Origin of the sequence: Paenarthrobacter sp. NPDC089714, assembly GCF_044748905.1 — a bacterium.
In the GTDB taxonomy this organism is placed as follows: Bacteria; Actinomycetota; Actinomycetes; order Actinomycetales; family Micrococcaceae; genus Arthrobacter.
In genome coordinates this window covers 1-18471 of the sequence record NZ_JBIVGX010000016.1, presented here as the reverse complement: position 1 = coordinate 18471, position 18471 = coordinate 1, and the positions used below count along the sequence as shown (strand labels likewise).

Genomic DNA, 18471 nt, shown 5'->3' with positions numbered 1-18471 from the left:
TCAGGCCAGTTCCGCGGTGAGGTTCCGGCGGGCCGCGTCCAGCCAGAGCGCCTTGGCGCGGTCACCGTGGAACAGTGGGTCCAGGCCCAGCAGGTGACGCACGACGGCGGCACGCCCTTTCGCGAAATCAGCGTCGCTGACGTGGGCGTAGTCTTCGCGGACGGCCGCCACATACCTGGCATAGGACTGTTCGTCGCCACCGAGCACAGACAAGTCCGCATCGCATAAGAGGGCACCGGCGTGATCGCCCGGCTCAGGACTGTGCTTGTCCGTCAGCCGGACCAGGCGCGCCACCTCTGCGACGTCCACCGGGGCCAAGCCGGCCGCGGTCAGCCGGTCTTCGGCGATCCGGGCTGACTCCTCCTCGTCCTGGCCTGCAACCCCTTCATAGACGGCATCGTGGAACCACGCGGCAAGGGCAACAGTGCGGGCTGGCAACGCTGGATCGGTCAAGGTGTCCAGAGCCTCAAGGACAGCCAGGAGATGTGTGCGGCCGTGGTACTTCCGGGTGGCCTCGCCCCAACGTTCCAACAACTCCAAGCCGAGTTCCTCGTGGCCGGGGTACGTGCTGTTCCAGCGCTCCATCAAGGGCACCGTGAGGGCCTTGCTGCGCTCGCGGGCCGGGATGCGGAGTCCGCTGGCAATGAGTTTGCGGACCAGGATCCGGGCCTCGACGGGAATGGCACCTGCCTTGACCAGATCGTCGTACCGGCGCTCGGGCACGTCGTAATGGTCGCCGTCGAAAGCCCGTTCCGGCACTCCTGCCGCCTCCGCGAACGCGTGCAGCTCATCGAGCGACTTGTCCGAGACCAGGTGGGAGAAATGGGTCCCGTGCGCGGGCCAGAGGGGAGGGTCGACGTAGATGGCCATGGCCAAAGTGTAGTCCCGGATTTCAACGGCCGAGGGTGGGCTGATCCTTCCCAGTTGCCGGCCATCGGGGCGTGTCTACCGCCAACCACCGCCCCGGAACACGGGCAACATTGCCGGTGTGGTCCACGGCAACTGGGAAGGAGTCTTAGTGCTCCGCTGGAAGGATGTTCTGGTTCCCCCTGAACGTGTTGTCGGGATCGAACTGCGCCTTGACCTTTGAGAGCCGACGGTAGTTTTGCTCGCCGTAGGCCGCGATGATGCGGTCCTGGCCTTCGTCGCCGATGAAGTTCAGCCATACGCCACCGCTCGTATGCGGAGCGATGTCCTGCCTGAACTGCTTCACCCACGCCTTGGCTTGCTGTCCGCCCTCAGGGGTTTCCGCCAGGCCGAATGGATGGCTGACCCAGGCGGCGCCACGGTTCAGCAGCGGGGTGTTCTCCGCCGCCGGGCCGGCCACCGCACCGCCCCAGCGGCCGATGAGCTGCTGTGAATGCGCACCCGGGAGCCGTTGCGCGGAGTCCACCAGGACGTCCAGCGCCTCGTCGCTGAGTTCGTCGTGGTAGTCGGCGCTCCAGTAGTTGTAGTGACCCGGAGGATCGTCGATCATGCACTGGAAGTCGGCGTACCCCATGGGTCCTATCAGATCCACCGACGGACCCAGTTCTTTGAAGGGCTTCGCGTGCTCTTCGCCCGCCTCCACGTCCCCGGCATACACATAGGCCATGCCCACAGCCAGCTTGCCCACCATGTCCGCCGGAACGAACTCTTCAGGCGGAGCCGTCAGATACACGAGCGCTGTGCCAACCTCATCCGGTGCGTCCAGTGCCAGTTGTCGGTAGGCCCTGGACAGCTCCGTGGCGGCCTCGCCCGGGAACAACATCAACCCCGCCATGACCGACGGACCCAGATCGTGCAGTTGGAACGTGAACGACGTGGCCACTCCGAAGTTCCCGCCGCCACCGTGTAATGCCCAGAAGAGTTCCGGATTCTCGTGTTCGCTCGCCGTCACCAAATCGCCGGAAGCAGTCACGAGGTCGACTGAGATCAGGTTGTCACAAGCGAATCCGTAGGCGCGCTCCAGCCACCCCGAGCCGCCGCCCAGCGTGAAGCCGGAGACACCCGTCGTCGATGCCCGGCCACCCGTGACCGCCAATCCGTACTGCTGCGTGGCCCGGTCGAACTCGCCCCACGTGAGCCCACCGCCGGCCGTGACAGTCTTGGCTTCCGGGTCCACGCTGATGGATTTCATGGGACGGACGTCAATCACCAGGCCGCCGTCGTTGGTGGACATGCCAGCCACCGAGTGCCCGCCCGATCTGACCGCCACCTCCAGGTTGTGGTTGCGGGCATACTTCAGCGCCTCTGCCACCTCGCCAGGGCTGGAGCATCTGGCGATGACGGCCGGCCTGCGGTCGATCATTGCATTGAAGAGTTTCCGGGTTTCGTCATAGTCCGGATTGTCCGGACGGATCCATTCCATGGGACGCTCCTTCGCGCCTGAGACTCTCTCCCTAGAACAGGTTACGGCGGGCGCCCCCGGCGGGCCATGGGTAATGCTTACGGATCGCTTTCGCTTCCTTCCGGACGGGTACGACGGCGGTGCGCTGACGACGGCGGTGCGCTGACGACGGCGGTGCGCTGACCACGGCGGTGCGCGCCACGTAGTGCCCTCGCACTCCTTCGCGCCCTCGCACCCCTTCGCGCCCTCGCACCCCTTCGCGCCGTGCGCTCCCGTAGTAGCGGTAGCCCTCAGCGCGAACGAGTGCGATGCCGCGACGTAAGGGGTGCGCAGGGCGGAACGCGGATCTACTCCCGGTACATGCGTTCCGCGTAAGCCGGCCCATAATAGGCTTCGAGATCCGCTAACGGTGTATCCGGCTGCACGTAGGTCTTGGAAAGCGTGGCTATGGACGGCAAGCCCGCGATGTCCCAGGAATCCGGCTCCCACAGCCCGCTGCGCATGAAGGCCTTGCCACAGTGGGTGAAGACCTCGTCCACGCTGACCACGATGGCAACCCGCGGACGGTGGCCCTTGACCACCATGTGATCGAAGAAGTCCGCATTCCGGACCAGCTCTGCCGTCCCGTTGATGCGCAGGGTGTCGGTTCGTCCGGGAACCACGGAGAGGATACCCACGTTCGGGTTCTCCAAAATGTTGCGGAATCCCAAGGCGAGCTTGTTGCCGGGCCTTTCCGGGATGGCGATCGTGAAGTCGTCCAGGACGTGGATGAATCCGGCGGGGTCACCTTTGGGTGAGGCGTCGACGCGACCCTGGGCGTCCGCCGTCGAGATCACGCAAAAAGGACTGGCTGCGAGCCATTGCCGGTCAAAGTCGCTGAGCGATGTCCGCACCTTGCGTCGAACGCGTTCGAGGGGGAGGCCGATCAGTTCTTCCAACTCGTGCACCGAAGCGATGGGTTCCATGGGCCCAGCCTACTTTCCTGAGGGCATTCCGGATCTTGTGGAACGAGGCGCACCACTTTCCGCCATTCGCACCCGTAGGAACGGGTGCGCTGGGCGGGTACGGTTGCGGGCTTCGCCGGTACGGGGGCGCTGGGCGGGACGGGGTGCGGGCTTCGCCGGTACGGGTGCGCTGGGCGGGTACGGGTGCGGGCTTCGCCGGCGTGGCCCTCAACAGCAATCCTCACACCGGCGCTGGACAGCAGTTTCGCCGTCGGCAAACATGGAACACAGTGAGTCAAAATCCAAAGTTGAGCGTAGTAGACTCAACTTTGTAATCCTTGGTTCTACTCCAGAAAGGGAGCTCTCTTTGGACGTCAAATTCACCACCAAAAGCCAGGAGGCCCTTTCTGCGGCCGCCATGAATGCCTCCACCGCCGGCAACCCGCAGGTGGAGCCCGCACACTTGCTGAAAGCCCTCATGGACCAGCGGGAAGGCGTTGCTGTTGCCCTCCTCCGGGCGACGGGTGCCGATCCGGACGCCGTGAGCGTGCAGGCAAGTTCCGCCATCAAGGCGCTGCCGTCGTCGTCGGGCAGTTCCGTCCAGCAGGCGCAGTTGTCGCGCCAGTCCATGCAGGCCATCCAGGCCGCCCAGGCCGACGCCGACAAGCTCGGCGATTCCTTTGTCTCAACCGAGCACCTGCTGCTGGGACTCTCGGCCGGAAGTGACGCCGTCGGGAAGTTGCTGCGCGACGCCGGTGCCTCCCATGAGGCGCTTCTCGCCGCCCTGCCGGGTGTCCGGGGTGACCGCAAGGTCAATTCACCGGACCCTGAGAACACGTTCCAGGCCTTGGAGAAGTTCGGAACCGACCTGACCGCAGTTGCCCGTTCCGGAAAGCTGGACCCGGTGATCGGCCGCGACAGTGAGATCCGGCGCGTGGTCCAGGTGCTGAGTCGGCGCACCAAGAACAACCCTGTGCTCATCGGTGAGCCCGGCGTTGGCAAGACGGCCGTCGTCGAAGGCCTGGCGCAACGCATGGTGGCCGGCGATGTCCCCGAAAGCCTGCGCGGGAAGACCCTCATCGCCCTGGATCTGGCCTCCATGGTGGCGGGAGCCAAGTACCGCGGCGAATTCGAGGAGCGCCTGAAGGCAGTCCTGGAGGAGATCAAGAACTCCAACGGTCAGATCGTCACCTTCATCGACGAGATCCACACCGTGGTGGGTGCCGGCGCAACGGGTGAGAGTGCCATGGACGCCGGCAACATGCTCAAGCCGATGCTGGCCCGTGGTGAGCTCCGCCTGATCGGTGCCACCACCTTGGACGAGTACCGCGAGAACATTGAGAAGGACCCGGCCCTGGAACGTCGTTTCCAGCAGGTCTACGTCGGTGAGCCGAGCGTGGAAGACACCATCGGCATCCTCCGCGGACTCAAGGAACGCTACGAGGCGCACCACAAGGTAGCCATCGCCGACTCGGCCCTGGTTGCCGCAGCCACGCTCTCCAACCGCTATATTTCCGGCCGCCAACTCCCGGACAAGGCCATTGACCTGGTGGACGAAGCCGCGTCGCGTCTTCGCATGGAGATCGACTCCGCGCCTGAGGAGATCGACCAGCTCCGCCGTGCCGTGGATCGCCTGACCATGGAGGAACTGGCACTCCAGGGTGAAACCGATCCTGCCTCCGTGGAGCGGCTGGCCGCCCTGCGCGCGGACATGGCGGACAAGAAGGAGAGCCTCGCGGCGCTCAATGCGCGCTGGGAAGCGGAGAAGGCCGGGCTGAACCGGGTGGGTGACCTCAAGGCCAAGATCGACGAGCTGCGCTCGGCCGCCGAGAAGCACCAGCGCGAAGGTGACCTCGAGTCGGCGTCGCGCATTCTGTATGGCGAGTTGCCCGCGCTGGAACGCGAGCTCAACGCCGCCGCCGAGGAGGAATCGGCCCGCAGCGATTCGGAGCCGGAGCTGATGGTGGCCGAAGAGGTCACCGCCGACGACATCGCCGAAGTCATTTCGGCCTGGACGGGAATCCCCGCGGGCCGCATGTTGCAGGGGGAGTCCCAGAAGCTGCTGCATATGGAAGCCGAGCTGGGGAGGCGCCTGATCGGCCAGGCCAAGGCTGTCCAGGCTGTGTCCGATGCTGTCCGCCGCGCCCGCGCCGGCATCAGCGACCCCAACCGCCCCACGGGTTCGTTCCTGTTCCTTGGCCCGACGGGCGTCGGCAAGACGGAGCTGGCCAAGGCGTTGGCTGATTTCCTCTTCGACGACGAGCGCGCCATGATCCGGATCGATATGTCGGAGTACGGCGAGAAACACTCGGTGGCCCGCCTGGTGGGTGCTCCTCCGGGATACGTCGGCTACGAAGAGGGCGGCCAGCTCACCGAAGCGGTTCGGCGCAGGCCGTACTCAGTGGTGCTGTTGGACGAGGTTGAGAAGGCCCACCCTGAGGTGTTCGACATCCTCCTGCAAGTGCTCGACGACGGCCGCCTCACCGACGGCCAGGGCCGCACCGTGGACTTCCGCAACACCATCCTGGTACTGACCTCAAACTCGGGCAGCCAGTTCCTGGTGGACACCACCCTCGATGCCAAGGCCAAGCGCGAAGCCGTCATGGCCGTGGTCAGGGCATCCTTCAAGCCCGAGTTCCTGAACCGCCTCGATGAGATCGTCCTGTTCGATCCCCTCTCGGTCGAGGAGCTCGCCCGGATTGTTGAGTTGCACGTCGCCGAGCTGACCAAGCGCCTGCGCGACCGCCGGCTCACGCTTGAAGTGACTGATGGTGCCAGGGCATGGCTTGCGATGTCCGGCTACGATCCGGCGTACGGTGCCCGGCCGCTGCGCCGATTGGTGCAGCGTGAGATCGGAGACCGCCTGGCCAAGGAAATCCTGGCCGGCGACATCAGCGACGGCGATACGGTCCTGGTGGACACGGCCGCCGACGTGGACGAACTCACCATCGAGGGGCTTGAGTCCTTGGACCTCGACGGCGGCATGCCGGCGGGCACCGGGCTCTCTGTCCGCCGGAAGTAGGCTGCGGCCTGCTCCGGGAGTGGCGAGAATAGCTACTTCCGGAGCAGGTCTTCCTTGAGCGTGCTGCCCGTGTTCACCACAATGAAGCAGTCAACCCGGCGATCGCCACGGTCCCAGCTGCTCTGGCTCGGATAGACGTTCTGCTGGAGCAGATTGGTGTAGTTGTCCACGGCGTCGTTGAACTTGATGCTCTTGCATACCTCCCGGCCCTTGTCCCGGAGGGCGTTGGTGCCGGGGAAGGAATCATCCTGGGCATAGGTATGGATGGCGCCCAGCTGGGCAGAGTGCTCGGTATCGCACGCAACGGCCTTGGCCTTGGTGGCGTTGGGATCGAACTCCGCGAAGCAGTCGCCCACCTGGAAGTCCCTGGAGTCCGTATCCCGCGGGAGTGGGCCCAAGGTCGCCGTCGGGGTGGGCGACGGGGCCACGGCTTCCGGGCGGGTGCCCAGGAGGCTCAGGAGTACCCAGATCACAACACCGATAAGCACCAGGACGCCCAGGACAATCCCGCCAATGACCAACCTCTGGCGTTTGACCGCATCCGGGTGCTCGGGCTCTTGCTGGTAGGCCGGGTCTTGTCCGGCGTACGCCTGCTGGGCAGGGCCGCTTGGCTGGTTCGGGTACACCGGCTGGCCGAAGGCCCCCTGCTGGGGAGGTGGGCCCTGTTGCGGGTTGCCGCCCGGCGGAGGAAAGGAGTGCGGCGGCGAGAGCGGCTGGGGTGGAACCGGTGGTTGGTTGGGCTGTTGGGGTTCTGGAGGCACATTCGAGGCGGGCGGGACCTGTTCTTCGCCTGGCTCGCGCGATGAACCGTCACGGGGTGGAGTATTGTCCTGACTCATTCCAGTGGTGTGCCTTCCTGCTCTGACGCCGCATTGAGGCAGACTCTACCCAATTTTCGGGTGCATGGGAGGTGCCCTGAGCTGCTTTCGGGTGTTGAATGGCCCGGCGCGGCCTCCAGGTGGCACGCAGGCACCCCGGAAACCATGTAATCTAGACATACGACAAATTGACCAAACATTCCGGGGCCTCACCGATAGCCAAGGTGACCACCTCCGGTCCAAGTACAAAAGGGGGTCACGCCATGGGGCGCGGCCGTCAAAAGGCAAAAGCTACCAAGCAGGCTCGGGACATCAAGTACTACTCCCCGAACACTGACTATTCGGCACTTGAGCGTGAGCTCACGGGCCCATCCAGTCGTGCAAAGAGCCACTTCCCCGAAGATCCCCCGGAGCCGGACTACTCGGCTTACGAGGACAAGTACGCGGAAGACGACGACGACGAGGTAGACACCCGCCGTCTCGGATAGCTGTCGCAACCAACAGGTGCCTTTGGGCACTGAGTTGCGTACCGCCGTCGTACATCAAGGTTTGTTCGTGCATCATCTGGTGCCGGAAATCTCTGAAGAGGGCCCGTAGGGCACGCCAGCCATTGGCGTACCCTGCGGGCCTTCCTCTTGCCTAAGATCCCAGCACCTTGCGGGGCCCGCTTCCTGACCGGTGCGTTGTCCTTGTCAGACCCCGGTACTAAGTTGAGGGAGGACGACGGTTGCTGGGGGGCAAAGGGACGCTGAAAGGAAAGCCATGCCGGAGGTCGATCGGTACAAGCAGGGCACACCATGCTGGGTGGACCTGTCCTCCACGGACATTGAGGTTTCCAAGAGGTTCTACAGCGACATCTTCGGCTGGGAATTGGATGCCATGGACGCGGGTCCAGGCATGACCTATTACATGGCCAGGCTAAAGGGGCGGTTCGTTGCAGGCATGATGCAGCAGATGCCTGACGCTCCTGAAGGAATGCCATCCTACTGGGCCAACTACCTTGCCGTGGACTCTGCGGATGATGCTGCGGAACGGGCCGTAGCCGCCGGGGGGACGCTCCTCTTCCCGCCGGACAGCGTTCCCAACGGAGGTGGCCGGATCTTCTTCGCTTCCGATCCGACCGGGGCGCAGATCGGCTTCTGGGAGGCGGGCAGCCACCCAGGATCGGGGCTCGTTAATGAGCCCGGAACCATGATCTGGAACGAACTCCAGACCAACGATGTCCCCAAGGCTTTGGCGTTTTACGAGGCCGTCACGGGCTGCACCAGCAAAACCAGGCCAGCCGGCGGCCGTGTGGACTACACGGACCTGGTAGTCGATGGCCGTGCCGTTGCCGGGGCGTTGAAGCTTCCGATCGAAGGTCTGTCGCCTTTCTGGATGACCTACTTCAGCGTGGTCGACGTTGACCAGACGGTGGGTTACGCCGTGGAATTGGGCGGCCACGTGATCGTTCCGGCCTTCGACGTTCCAGGCGTCGGGCGGATGGGCGTGCTGATGGACCCGGCCGGCGCCGCGTTCAGCATCATGACAGGCCTCTCAGCATGAGCGCCCGGAACCACTACTCAAGCGGGGAACCGTGCTGGGCTGACCTGCAAACCAGGGACGTCGCCGCGGCCAAGGACTTCTACTGCAAGGTGTTCGGCTGGACCTTCAAGGACCTGCCCACTCCCGATGGCCGCAGCTACTCGCAGGCGTTCCTCGACAATGACCTCGTGGCTGTGATCGCACCACAGAATACCCTGCAGCAGGCCGCCGGAACCCATGGTCAGTGGAACATCTACCTCGCCGCAACAGATGCCGAGGAAGTCGCTGAGGACGCCACGCACGCGGGAGGGAATCTCGAGTTCGGTCCCGAGCAGGTGGCGGATACGGGAACGCTGGCCTTCGTCGCGCCGCCGGGCGGTGGAACCACGGGCATCTGGCAGGCGGGAACCCATACAGGAAGCCACCGCTTCAACGAGGCCGGCGCCTTGGCATGGGCGGAGTTGCTGACCCCCGAACCGCAAGCTGCGGTGGCGTTCTTTCAACAACTTTTCGGGTACGAGGTCACCGAATATCCCCAGGACGACGGCGGCAGCTACTCGACGCTGATGGTCAACGGTGATGAGGTGGCCGGGATTGTCCCCGCTGAGGAGGGCGACGACGCCGGCTGGCAGGTGTACTTCGGCGTGGCACACCTCCGGGCGGCGGCCGCAACCGCCGTGGCCGCGGGCGGCGAACTGTTGGTTGAACCGGAGGATCACCCCGAGGAAGGCTCGCTGGCCACCATCAGGGACCCACAAGGCGGAGTTCTCAGCCTCATCCAGATCACCTCACCCAAGTAGGTCGCATTTGTGCGCGTTTTGAGCCCTCATAACGCGCACAGATGCGACCCAGTTGGGGACGAGCCCGGAGATGCAGAACGGCCCGGCAGTTGGAAACCAACTGCCGGGCCGTTCCTTCTTCGATCATTGCGCTTAGGCGTAGGCGTTCACCAAACGGACCGCGCCGCCGTCGACGCCCTTGGCACCCTGGACGTAGTCCGGGCCGGTCTTGTCGATGGAGTCCGAGTCGGCAGCAACCGTACCCATGACCCACGACGGCAGACCGCGCTCGTTGAGGCGCGCCACGGCTGCGTCTGCGGCCTCGGGGGAGACGATGGCGACCATGCCCACGCCAAGGTTCAGCGTACGCTCCAGGTCGGCCAGCGGGACGTTGCCCAGTTCGGAGACCAGCTTGAAGATCGCGGGGAGTTCCCAGGTGTTGCGATCAACGGTGGCTACGAGGCCCTGCGGGAGGACGCGTGCCAGGTTGGCAGCGAGGCCGCCTCCGGTGACGTGGCTGAAGCCGTGCACAGCGTTGGCGGAGTTCACCGGGAAAGTGCGGGCCAAGTCCAGGCAGTCGGCGGCGTAGACGCGGGTGGGCTCCAGGAGTTCTTCACCCAGCGTGCGGCCGAGCTCGGAAACCTGGCGGTCCAGCGCCCAGCCGGCGTGGTTGATGACGCGGCGGACCAGGGAGTACCCGTTGGAGTGCAGGCCGGAGGAGGCCATACCGATCACGACGTCGCCGGCGCGGACGCGGTCCGGGCCCAGGAGGGCGTCGGCTTCCACCACACCCGTTGCGGCACCTGCGACGTCGTACTCGTGCTCGCCCAGGAGGCCCGGGTGCTCAGCGGTTTCGCCACCCACCAGGGCGGTACCTGCCACGGAGCAAGCGGAAGCGATGCCACGGACGATGTCCGCGATGCGCTCGGGGACAACCTTGCCGCAGGCGATGTAGTCGGTCATGTAGAGCGGCTCGGCGCCAACAACCACAATGTCGTCCACAACCATGCCCACCAGGTCGAAACCGATGGTGTCGTGGATGTCCATGGCCTGGGCGATGGCTACCTTGGTGCCCACACCGTCGGTGGACGTGGCCAGCAGCGGCTTCTTGTAGGTCAGCAGCTTGGAGACGTCGTACAGGCCTGCGAAACCGCCGACGCCGCCGATCACCGAGGCGTTGTGGGTCGCCTTCACGGCGTCCTTCATGAGTTCGACGGCGCGGTCGCCTGCTTCAACGTCGACACCCGCCGAAGCGTAGGTTATGCCGGCGTTGTTCTCGGCGGCTGGGGTTGCGGAGGTCATACAGACTCTTTCTTGTCGGCGTCGGTCAAACGATCAGCGTCGGTCAGGAGGTTCTCGAATTCGGCGTCGGGTCCGGGATCGCAGCCGGTAGCGCCGGGCTTGTCCGCCGGATCCTCGGAATCGGAGGCGGAGGCGTCGTTGAGCGCTTCAGCGGAGGGCAGGCCACCCAGGTCCGTGCGTTCCAGCAGGTTCTTGCCCAGCTTGTCCGCGTGCGGCAGTTCGATGGGGTACTTGCCCGTGAAGCAGGCGGTGCACAGGCGTTCGCGCGGCTGCTGGGTTGCCCCGATCATGCCGTCTTCGGAGATATAAGCCAGCGAGTCGGCACCGATGGCCTGGGAGATTTCCTCGATGGTGGCTCCGTTGGCGATGAGCTCGGCACGCGAGGCGAAGTCGATGCCGTAGAAGCAGGGCCACTGGACGGGCGGCGAGGAGATCTTGACGTGGACTTCCTTGGCGCCGGCTTCGCGGAGCATCCGGACAATGGCGCGCTGGGTGTTGCCGCGGACGATCGAGTCGTCCACCACCACAATGCGCTTGCCGCGGATCACGGATTCCAGGGCGTTGAGCTTGAGGCGGATACCAAGCTGGCGAAGGGTCTGCGAAGGCTGGATGAAGGTACGGCCAACATAGGCGTTCTTCACGAAGCCGTGCGCGAACGGAATGCCGGACTGTTCGGCGTAGCCAACGGCTGCCGGGGTACCGGATTCGGGAACAGGAATGACCAGGTCTGCCTCGTGCGTGTTTTCGCGGGCCAACTGGCGGCCCATTTCCACGCGGGACTCGTACACGGAACGGCCTGCGATGGCAGCGTCCGGGCGGGCCAGGTAGACGTACTCGAAGACGCAGCCGGCCGGGGTGGCATCGGCGAAGCGCTGGGAGCGGACGCCCTCTTCGTCGATGGCAATGAATTCGCCGGGCTCGATCTCGCGGATGAAGCTGGCGCCAACGGTGGCCAGGCCGGCCTGCTCGGAGGCGACTACCCAGCCACGGTCAAGGCGGCCCAGGCAGAGCGGGCGGATGCCGTACGTGTCGCGGGCCGCGTAGAGGGTTCCTTCATCCATGAAGACGAAGCAGAAGCCACCCTTGATCTTGGGCAGCAACTCCAGCGCGGTCTGCTCCAGGGTCTTGCCTTCTTCGCCCTCAAGGAGCGCGGTCACCAGCGCAGTGTCCGAAGTGTTGCCCTGCTTCATTTCGCCGGTGAGCTGGCCGTCGTTGCGCTGCAGGATCATCTCGCGCAGCTCAGCAGTGTTGGTCAGGTTGCCGTTGTGGGCCAAGGCCACGGTGCCTGTTGCGGTGGCGCCCAGGGTGGGCTGCGCGTTGGCCCAGTGGCTTGCACCGGTGGTGGAGTACCGGCAGTGGCCAACGGCCAGGTGTCCGGTGAGGGTATTCAGGGTGGTCTCATCAAAGACCTGGGAAACGAGGCCCATGTCCTTGTAGACGTTGATGCGCTTGCCGTCACTGGTAGCGATACCAGCCGACTCTTGTCCGCGGTGCTGCAGCGCATACAGCCCGTAATAGGTGAGTTTTGCTACTTCTTCACCGGGAGCCCAAACCCCGAAGACGCCACAAGCGTCCTGGGGGCCTTTTTCGCCGGGGAGAAGATCATGTGAAAGTTTTCCGTCGCCACGTGCCACTGGTCGATTGTCTCATGTTGTGGCCGTGGTAAGTTCCCGCTCCGGTTTTGTGACCCCGGTATCAAGCGCGACACGCGGAAAATGCGTCGCGTCTCACAGTGGCACCCCACCGAAACGCGAGTAAAGGGCCGAAAGTCAGCGTCCGCCGTCGTGCTCTGGACCCTCGTCCGGAACCGAATCCGGCACCGCTTCCACCACGGCGCGCCGGGTGCGCCTGACGCTGATGCGGTCCAGGACCAGGGCGAGGATGGAGAAGAGGATGACGCCACCGGCGGCGCAGGCCACGAGGAAGAAGCCAAAGACGGTGCTGGCGTCGAACTCAGGATCGGCGGGGCGGCCGTAGGCAATGATGGCGGCGACGATTGCGCCGACGATGGCTCCGAGGATCATGAACGGCACGAACTTGGGCGCGCGGCGCACGGTGATGTCGCGCCGTGCGGGCGGTTCGTTGTTCGGTGCGGGGGTGGGGGTGTCCTCGGAAGCCATGCCTTCCAGCCTACCTTTCCGGGTTTGGGTACAAGTAACGCCCTCCGGCTCGGGCCGAAGGGCGTTACGGGCGGCAGGCTTGGTCAGCTGCCGCGGTACGTGGAGAACGCGAACGGGCTCAGGAGGAGAGGCACGTGGTAGTGCTCGCCGGCGTCCGAAACCGTGAAGTTCAGGTCCACTTCGGGGAAGAATGTCTCGGTGCCGAGGCCCTCGTAGTAGGCGCCGGTGGCGAAGTTGAGGCGGTAGGCGCCGCCGGGAATCCGCTCGGGCCCGAGGTTCTTGATGCGGCCGTCGGCGTCGGTTTCGCCCTTGCCCACCAGCGTCCAGTTGTCGCCTTCGCGCACGTAAAGCACGACGGCGACACCCGTCGCCGGGCGGCCGGAACCGGTGTCGAGGATATGGGTAGTGACTTGTGAAACGCTCATGCGTTGGCTCCTTCGCTGACCAGGCCGGAGAGACGCAGCAGTGCGATTTCCCGGAGCTGTTCGGCCACGATCGTGTCTTCTTGTTCGGGGGTGTGGGTGAGGCGTTCCTGGAGTGTGGCCAGGATTTCCTGCGCGCTGCGACCGGCGGCGCGGATCAGGAAGACCCTGCCGAACTTTTCTTCGTAGTCGCGGTTACCGTCGGCCAGGGCCGCCGCGGTTGCGTCGCTGACATCCACGCCGGCCTGCTCCGAGCGGGACATTGCGGCTTCGGTGGTCTGGGCTTTGGGGCGTTCGCCGATCCGGGGGTGGTGGGCCATTGCGGACTCCACCTCTTCCGGGGTGAACGGTTCGGCGGCGTTGTTGGCCTGGCCCAGCAACTCGTCCACGCTGGCGAAGGGGCGGGCATCGACGATGGTTTCCACCCAGCGGGTGATGTCCAGGCAAGGGGTCAGGACCTTGATGGCTTCGTCACGGTCAACACTGTTGAATACTGCAAGCTCCATGCTTGTTTCATCCTCGTGCAAATGCTGGCATCCATGGTGTGGGCTATGCGGAACCCCGGTTGTCTGGCCGGGGGAAGCTTGCGCTTCTAGCTTCCGCATCATGGAACTGTTATTTCAGCATACGTAATAAGTGAAGCTGAGGTGCTGGGGGCGTGTCAAGAGGCTACCTCCTTGTGGTGGCTTGTGCGCACCGTCAGATAAAGACGGTGGGCCGTGATAACCAAGGCGAGCCACGCGATGCCCAGGGCCCACGCCGCCAGCACATCAGTCAGCCAGTGGTGGCCCAGGTAGACCCGGCTCAAGCCCATGGTCAACGAAAAGACCGTGGCTATGGCAATGGTTGTGACCCGGCCCCTGAGGGTCTTGACGCGGAGGATGACCAGGTAGGCCACGATGCCGGCTATGACTATCGCGTTCAACGAATGCCCGCTGGGGAACGATGGGGAGTGCTCGTAAGGAGGAATGGCATCGCTGAGGTCCGGCCGGGTGCGTCCGAAAAGCGGCTTCCCAAGCACCGTCATGAGCAACGAGCCTAGTCCTGCGGCCAACATCAAAATCACCGGGGTCCACGACTTCCGCCTCAACGCCAGCAGAAGCATGATTCCCACGGCGAGGATAGGCATGCCGACCGTTCCGCCGACGTTCGTGTAGGCCGTGGTGATCGTGTCCAGGGCGGGGGAGCGGATGGATTTGGCTGCGTCTAAGGCGGGATGATCCAGCCCGGCCACACCATCGGCCTCAACTACCGATTCGTAGACTTCGCCGAAGGCAACAGCCAAGGCGATCGCAACAACCAGGCCAATACCGAGCGTGATGACCAGCGCGGCGTAGGGGCCCAGGAGATTGGTAATCCACTGCACGCCCGCGGCCAGGGCACGGCCCACCGGGGATTTCCAGCGGGTGAGGTCTTGGCCCGCGACGAATCGATCCTGTTGCACTTCCCCGCGGACGCCTTGTCCAGGCTGCCCGTTTCCTTCAGTCGTCACTCTCGTCCCCTATCGTGGCGGCCTCAATAATGGTGAGTAACCTTAGCAGTTGCCGCTTGGAACTACCGGTGCGGGGCCTGTGTTTGGGTTTTGGTGCGCAGAGCGGGCCTCGCAGCGCAGGGTGCGGCAGAATGACCTCAACCCCGTTGAAGGAGTTCGCCCCATGCCAGACATCCTGACCTCAAGATTCCTGTTCGGACCCGGACCGAGCAATTGCTACCCGGAAGCCATGGCCGCTCTGTCCTGGCCCGTTCTGGGACACCTGGACCCGGTGTTCATTGAGCGGCTGGACCGGGTGTGTGACGGACTCCGTTCCGTGTGGGGAACGTCGAACGCCCGGACCCTCCCCTTGAGCGCCACCGGTTCCGGTGGCATGGAAGCAGCCTTCGTCAATACGGTTGCCGAGGGCGACGTTGCCGTGATCGCCGTCAATGGCCTCTTCGGCGCCCGCATGTGCGAGGTCGCCCGGCGCTGCGGTGCCACCGTCATCCGGGTGGATCACGAGTGGGGCCAACCCGTTGATGCGGACCGCGTCCTGTCCGCGCATCCGAACCCCAAGGTGATCGCGGCGGTCCACGCCGAGACCTCAGTGGGCGTGCTTTCCGATATTGCCGCTCTCGGCGCCGGCAAAGGCGACGCGCTCCTGATCACCGACGCCGTAACGTCCATCGGCGGACTGGAACTCTTGGCAGACGACTGGGGGATCGACGTCGGATATGCCGGAACCCAGAAGTGCCTTGGGGTGCCACCAGGACTCTCACCGTTCACGGTCTCCGACCGGGCCTTCGAGCGCCGCATCAAGGACCCTCGCTCCTGGTACCTGGATATCGGGTTGCTCGGCGGCTACGTTGGCGCCGCATCCGGCGCCCGGACGTACCACCACACCGCGCCGGTCACCATGATCGCCGGCCTTGATGCCGCGTTGGGACGCATCCTCGCCGAAGGCCTCGACGTCGTCCAAGCCCGCCACCAGGCGGCCGGCACCGCGCTGCAGGACGGCTTGCAGGAGATGGGCCTCGAACTGTTCGCCGCCGAAGGCTCCCGGTTGCCGAGCCTCACCACCGTCAAAGTGCCCGACGGCGTCAACTCGGCCGCCGTTCGCGCTTACCTTTTGGAGCACTTCAGCATGGAGATCGGTGCCGGAGTGGGAGAGTTCACGGACACCGTCTGGCGGATCGGCATGATGGGCCCGAACGCCAACAATGCGTCAGTGACCCTGGTGTTGGGTGCGCTGAAAGAGGCCATCGCTGAGGCGTAGGGAGAGAGGGATCCCGGAAAGGGGCGATTCGGTGAGAGAGGGTTCCCCAAAGAGGGCGATTCGGTGAGAGAGGGTTCCCGGAAAGGGGCGATTCGGTGAGAGAGCGTCGGTCCCCTACCGACCCCCTACCGACGCTCTCTCACCTAATGCCCCTTTTGGGGCGTCGCTCTCTCACCTTTTGCGTGTTCTTGGAGAACCCTCTCTCACCTCACGGGGTGGGCTGACCGCCGTCGTACGCTAAAACCGCGGAGGCGGCAGTCTCGCCGGCGGCGGGGCGGACAGAGGTGAACCGCAGCGTCCCAGCCCCGGGCAGATCGACCGACTGGCCTTCCCTGAAGGCCTGCTTTCGAGCGTGCCCGGCGGTCCGGATCCACACTTGGATGGCAGGTGTGCCGTCCGCGAGGCCGATCTTTACCACGCCTACTTTGACGCCGTCGAACGACGGTTGCATGCCCTGCCTGACTGTCACAAGTTGTTCCACGGCCGTCCTCATTTCACATTCACCGAGTAAACGGAGTCGAAGTTTTCCTTGTACTGATCCTCGGTCAACTCGAGGGTCCCCGACTTGTGGTGGTCATCGTCCTTCATGTAACCGCCGTCGGGACCCCAGGGGTTCGCCAAGACGATGACCTTCTCACCGTCGTCGTTGGTTTTCACATCCACAACGATGTATTCGTGGTTGGGCACCACGTCATTGCGGTTGACTTCTTCGGATTCCCAGAACCAATCGAAGTCGTCGTCCTTGACGTCCTCCGTCCCCACGGCGACAGCTTGGCCGTCGGCAAGCTTTTCCTCGATCCTGTCCAGGTTCAACTCGCCTTCGTGGTGCCCGGATTGGCCGGTCATCAACTCCATGGCCTCATTGCCGAACCCGCCTTCGATGTCCTCGTAGGAACCTCCGAGATGTTCGGCCGCCGCTCGTTCGTAGATGGACAGCCAGTTGGGTTGGCCGTCGGCACCACGGACCCCGCCATCGGTGGACTTGGCCTCCACAGTGACTTCCACCGGTTTGCCGTCCTCATATAGGGTGACTACCCACTGGGTTGGCGGGTCCCCAACGGGGCGCATGTGGGATTGAAGGAATTCGTCGAGCTTGCCCTGCCGTTCCAGGATCTGAGCCACGGATCCGATACCTGCCAGCAACCAGCAGTCGCCGATGTGCCCCTGGTTGATGTCGCGGGGGTTGCCCGCGTCCGGGTCTTTGCGGACATCGCCGGGAACATCGACGTCGGGCTTGTCAGGGTCGAGCGGGCCGGGATCGCCGGGAGGATTTGAGTCGCCCTTGCCCGAATCGCCGGATCCGGTTGAGCGCGAACTCGCCGTGTCCTGCTCATCAGCGTTCTGTTCCAGTTCTTTGGCCTGAGTCTCCAGGGTTGCTGCCGTGCGCCGGAGTAGGGGGCGGTGTTCTGACTCCCATGCCTGGCGAAATTGTGCGGCATCCCGGCCGTCCCACCGGGAGTGTGCGATCAGCTGCCCCAACTCCGAGGAAAGCGAATTCATTGTGTCGGAATGCTTGGACATGGTCTTGGCCAGCGCCCGCAGTTGCTCAAAATCGGCACCGTAGAATCCCGGCATCGCGTCCCCCTCGTCTTGTGCTCAAAGATTGTGGCTCGAAGCCACGGGCAACGTATCCCGCCCTGACGGCGGAGACGATGGGTACATCTGCCCGGTCAGCCGGTGGGAAGTTCCTTCGGATCGCAGCTGGTTGAGGCAACAGGCACTGACACGCGCAGGTAGGCTGGGCTCTTCGACTCGATGGTCACCGTGGACCCCGATCCGTTTGTACTACGGGCGACCACCCAGCCACCCGGTACATCGTCCGTTCCACCGAAAGCCGGGAAGCCGTGCTGGGCCAGGACGGGGTCGCCTGCGGCGAAAACAGCCTCGAAGTTGTTGGACGCTTCGACGATGTCCGCGCTGCTCTTCATGCTGGCAGTTTGGAGGATGCAGCGACCATCCGTGGACTTCGCCAAGCTGGCCCCTTTGTCCACGCTCCAGGTGATGCCGGGCAGTTTCTCCTCAAATGCCGCAATCAGGTCAGCTCGCAGGGAATCATACTTTGCCAGGCTCTGGTCAACCGGCTCGGGGCCCGCCGTGATGGGCGGGGCGCTGCTCGGTGTGCGGGTGGGTCCGTCCGTGGCCGCCGTGCACCCGGCCAACGTGACGCTAGTCAGGACGACGGTCAGGAACAACGCTCCCGGTGAAGTGCGGCGCATGGTTTCCCCAGTTCGGATTAAGGCACGACGGCGGCCATCACCGCATGCTTTCATACCCGCCGTACGCGTCGCCATGGGGAGAAAGGCCCACGCACCCGGGTGAGAGAGGGTTGGCGGGAAGGGGCGATTCGGTGAGAGAGGGTTGGTGGGTGCGGTCGTCAAGTTTCTGAGACAGGTTCGTTGTTTGTTTTGGTTAGGCGGCCAGGGGTTGCCGGGCGCGGGTTTGGTAGTTGGTGTGTGCTTTG

Annotated in this window: 19 protein-coding genes; 5 read left to right on the top strand and 14 right to left on the bottom strand. The window is 64.5% G+C overall.

Annotation, left to right across the window (positions count from 1 at the left end):
* The 4 genes from ACIPY3_RS20165 to ACIPY3_RS20150 form a co-directional block, all read right to left on the bottom strand.
* Positions 1-870, bottom strand: coding sequence for a DUF4031 domain-containing protein (locus ACIPY3_RS20165; protein WP_400336851.1), 870 nt, complete (start codon positions 868-870; stop codon positions 1-3).
* A 145-nt stretch (positions 871-1015) separates the two neighbouring features.
* Positions 1016-2350, bottom strand: coding sequence for an FAD-binding oxidoreductase (locus ACIPY3_RS20160; protein WP_400336849.1), 1335 nt, complete (start codon positions 2348-2350; stop codon positions 1016-1018).
* Between the two features lie 31 nt (positions 2351-2381).
* Entirely contained in the window at positions 2382-2531 is a 150-nt protein-coding gene (locus ACIPY3_RS20155; protein WP_400336847.1) for a hypothetical protein, read from the bottom strand.
* Positions 2532-2676: 145 nt separating this feature from the next.
* A complete protein-coding gene (locus tag ACIPY3_RS20150) occupies positions 2677-3294 on the bottom strand; it encodes a pyridoxamine 5'-phosphate oxidase family protein (protein ID WP_400336845.1) in 618 nt (205 codons plus the stop codon).
* Between the two features lie 346 nt (positions 3295-3640).
* Here ACIPY3_RS20150 and clpB point away from each other — a divergent pair, with 346 nt between their 5' ends.
* Positions 3641-6295 (top strand): ATP-dependent chaperone ClpB, encoded by a 2655-nt coding sequence (gene clpB, locus ACIPY3_RS20145; RefSeq protein WP_400336843.1) that lies wholly within the window; start codon positions 3641-3643, stop codon positions 6293-6295.
* Between the two features lie 32 nt (positions 6296-6327).
* Here the strand turns inward: clpB and ACIPY3_RS20140 are convergent, their stop codons facing one another.
* On the bottom strand, positions 6328-7134 hold the full coding sequence (locus ACIPY3_RS20140; RefSeq protein ID WP_400336841.1) for a septum formation family protein: 807 nt from the start codon (positions 7132-7134) through the stop codon (positions 6328-6330).
* A gap of 242 nt (positions 7135-7376) precedes the next feature.
* On the opposite strand from ACIPY3_RS20140, the gene ACIPY3_RS20135 reads away from it, so the two are divergent.
* From ACIPY3_RS20135 to ACIPY3_RS20125, 3 genes are all read left to right on the top strand, one after another.
* Positions 7377-7601 carry a DUF3073 domain-containing protein gene (locus tag ACIPY3_RS20135; protein ID WP_347108543.1) on the top strand — a complete coding sequence of 75 codons (225 nt, stop codon included), beginning with the start codon at positions 7377-7379 and terminating at the stop codon, positions 7599-7601.
* A 274-nt stretch (positions 7602-7875) separates the two neighbouring features.
* Positions 7876-8658, top strand: coding sequence for a VOC family protein (locus tag ACIPY3_RS20130; protein WP_400336840.1), 783 nt, complete (start codon positions 7876-7878; stop codon positions 8656-8658).
* Positions 8655-9437, top strand: coding sequence for a VOC family protein (locus ACIPY3_RS20125; protein WP_400336838.1), 783 nt, complete (start codon positions 8655-8657; stop codon positions 9435-9437). The genes ACIPY3_RS20130 and ACIPY3_RS20125 overlap by 4 nt, the downstream gene beginning before the upstream one ends.
* 132 nt (positions 9438-9569) lie before the next feature.
* Here ACIPY3_RS20125 and purM read toward each other — a convergent pair whose 3' ends face one another.
* The 6 genes from purM to ACIPY3_RS20095 form a co-directional block, all read right to left on the bottom strand.
* Entirely contained in the window at positions 9570-10718 is a 1149-nt protein-coding gene (purM, locus tag ACIPY3_RS20120) for a phosphoribosylformylglycinamidine cyclo-ligase (protein ID WP_400336837.1), read from the bottom strand.
* Positions 10715-12352 (bottom strand): amidophosphoribosyltransferase, encoded by a 1638-nt coding sequence (purF, locus tag ACIPY3_RS20115; RefSeq protein WP_400336835.1) that lies wholly within the window; start codon positions 12350-12352, stop codon positions 10715-10717. Before purF ends, purM begins: the two co-directional genes overlap by 4 nt.
* Before the next feature lie 135 nt (positions 12353-12487).
* Entirely contained in the window at positions 12488-12838 is a 351-nt protein-coding gene (locus ACIPY3_RS20110; protein WP_400271099.1) for a hypothetical protein, read from the bottom strand.
* 83 nt (positions 12839-12921) lie between these two features.
* Entirely contained in the window at positions 12922-13263 is a 342-nt protein-coding gene (uraH, locus tag ACIPY3_RS20105; RefSeq protein ID WP_400336833.1) for a hydroxyisourate hydrolase, read from the bottom strand.
* Entirely contained in the window at positions 13260-13766 is a 507-nt protein-coding gene (gene uraD, locus ACIPY3_RS20100) for a 2-oxo-4-hydroxy-4-carboxy-5-ureidoimidazoline decarboxylase (protein ID WP_400336832.1), read from the bottom strand. Before uraD ends, uraH begins: the two co-directional genes overlap by 4 nt.
* Positions 13767-13921: 155 nt before the next feature.
* The gene (locus tag ACIPY3_RS20095; protein ID WP_400336830.1) at positions 13922-14752 is read right to left on the bottom strand and encodes a phosphatase PAP2 family protein; all 831 of its coding nucleotides are present in this window, start codon (positions 14750-14752) and stop codon (positions 13922-13924) included.
* 163 nt (positions 14753-14915) lie between these two features.
* Between ACIPY3_RS20095 and ACIPY3_RS20090 the strand changes: the two genes are divergently transcribed.
* Positions 14916-16010 carry a pyridoxal-phosphate-dependent aminotransferase family protein gene (locus tag ACIPY3_RS20090; RefSeq protein WP_400336829.1) on the top strand — a complete coding sequence of 365 codons (1095 nt, stop codon included), beginning with the start codon at positions 14916-14918 and terminating at the stop codon, positions 16008-16010.
* A 208-nt stretch (positions 16011-16218) separates the two neighbouring features.
* Here the strand turns inward: ACIPY3_RS20090 and ACIPY3_RS20085 are convergent, their stop codons facing one another.
* The 3 genes from ACIPY3_RS20085 to ACIPY3_RS20075 form a co-directional block, all read right to left on the bottom strand.
* Positions 16219-16491: a hypothetical protein gene (locus tag ACIPY3_RS20085; RefSeq protein ID WP_400336827.1), complete on the bottom strand. Its 273-nt coding sequence runs from the start codon at positions 16489-16491 to the stop codon at positions 16219-16221.
* An 8-nt stretch (positions 16492-16499) separates the two neighbouring features.
* On the bottom strand, positions 16500-17585 hold the full coding sequence (locus ACIPY3_RS20080) for a C2 family cysteine protease (protein ID WP_400336825.1): 1086 nt from the start codon (positions 17583-17585) through the stop codon (positions 16500-16502).
* 95 nt (positions 17586-17680) lie between these two features.
* The gene (locus tag ACIPY3_RS20075; RefSeq protein WP_400336823.1) at positions 17681-18226 is read right to left on the bottom strand and encodes a hypothetical protein; all 546 of its coding nucleotides are present in this window, start codon (positions 18224-18226) and stop codon (positions 17681-17683) included.
* Between the last annotated feature and the right edge of the window lie 245 nt (positions 18227-18471).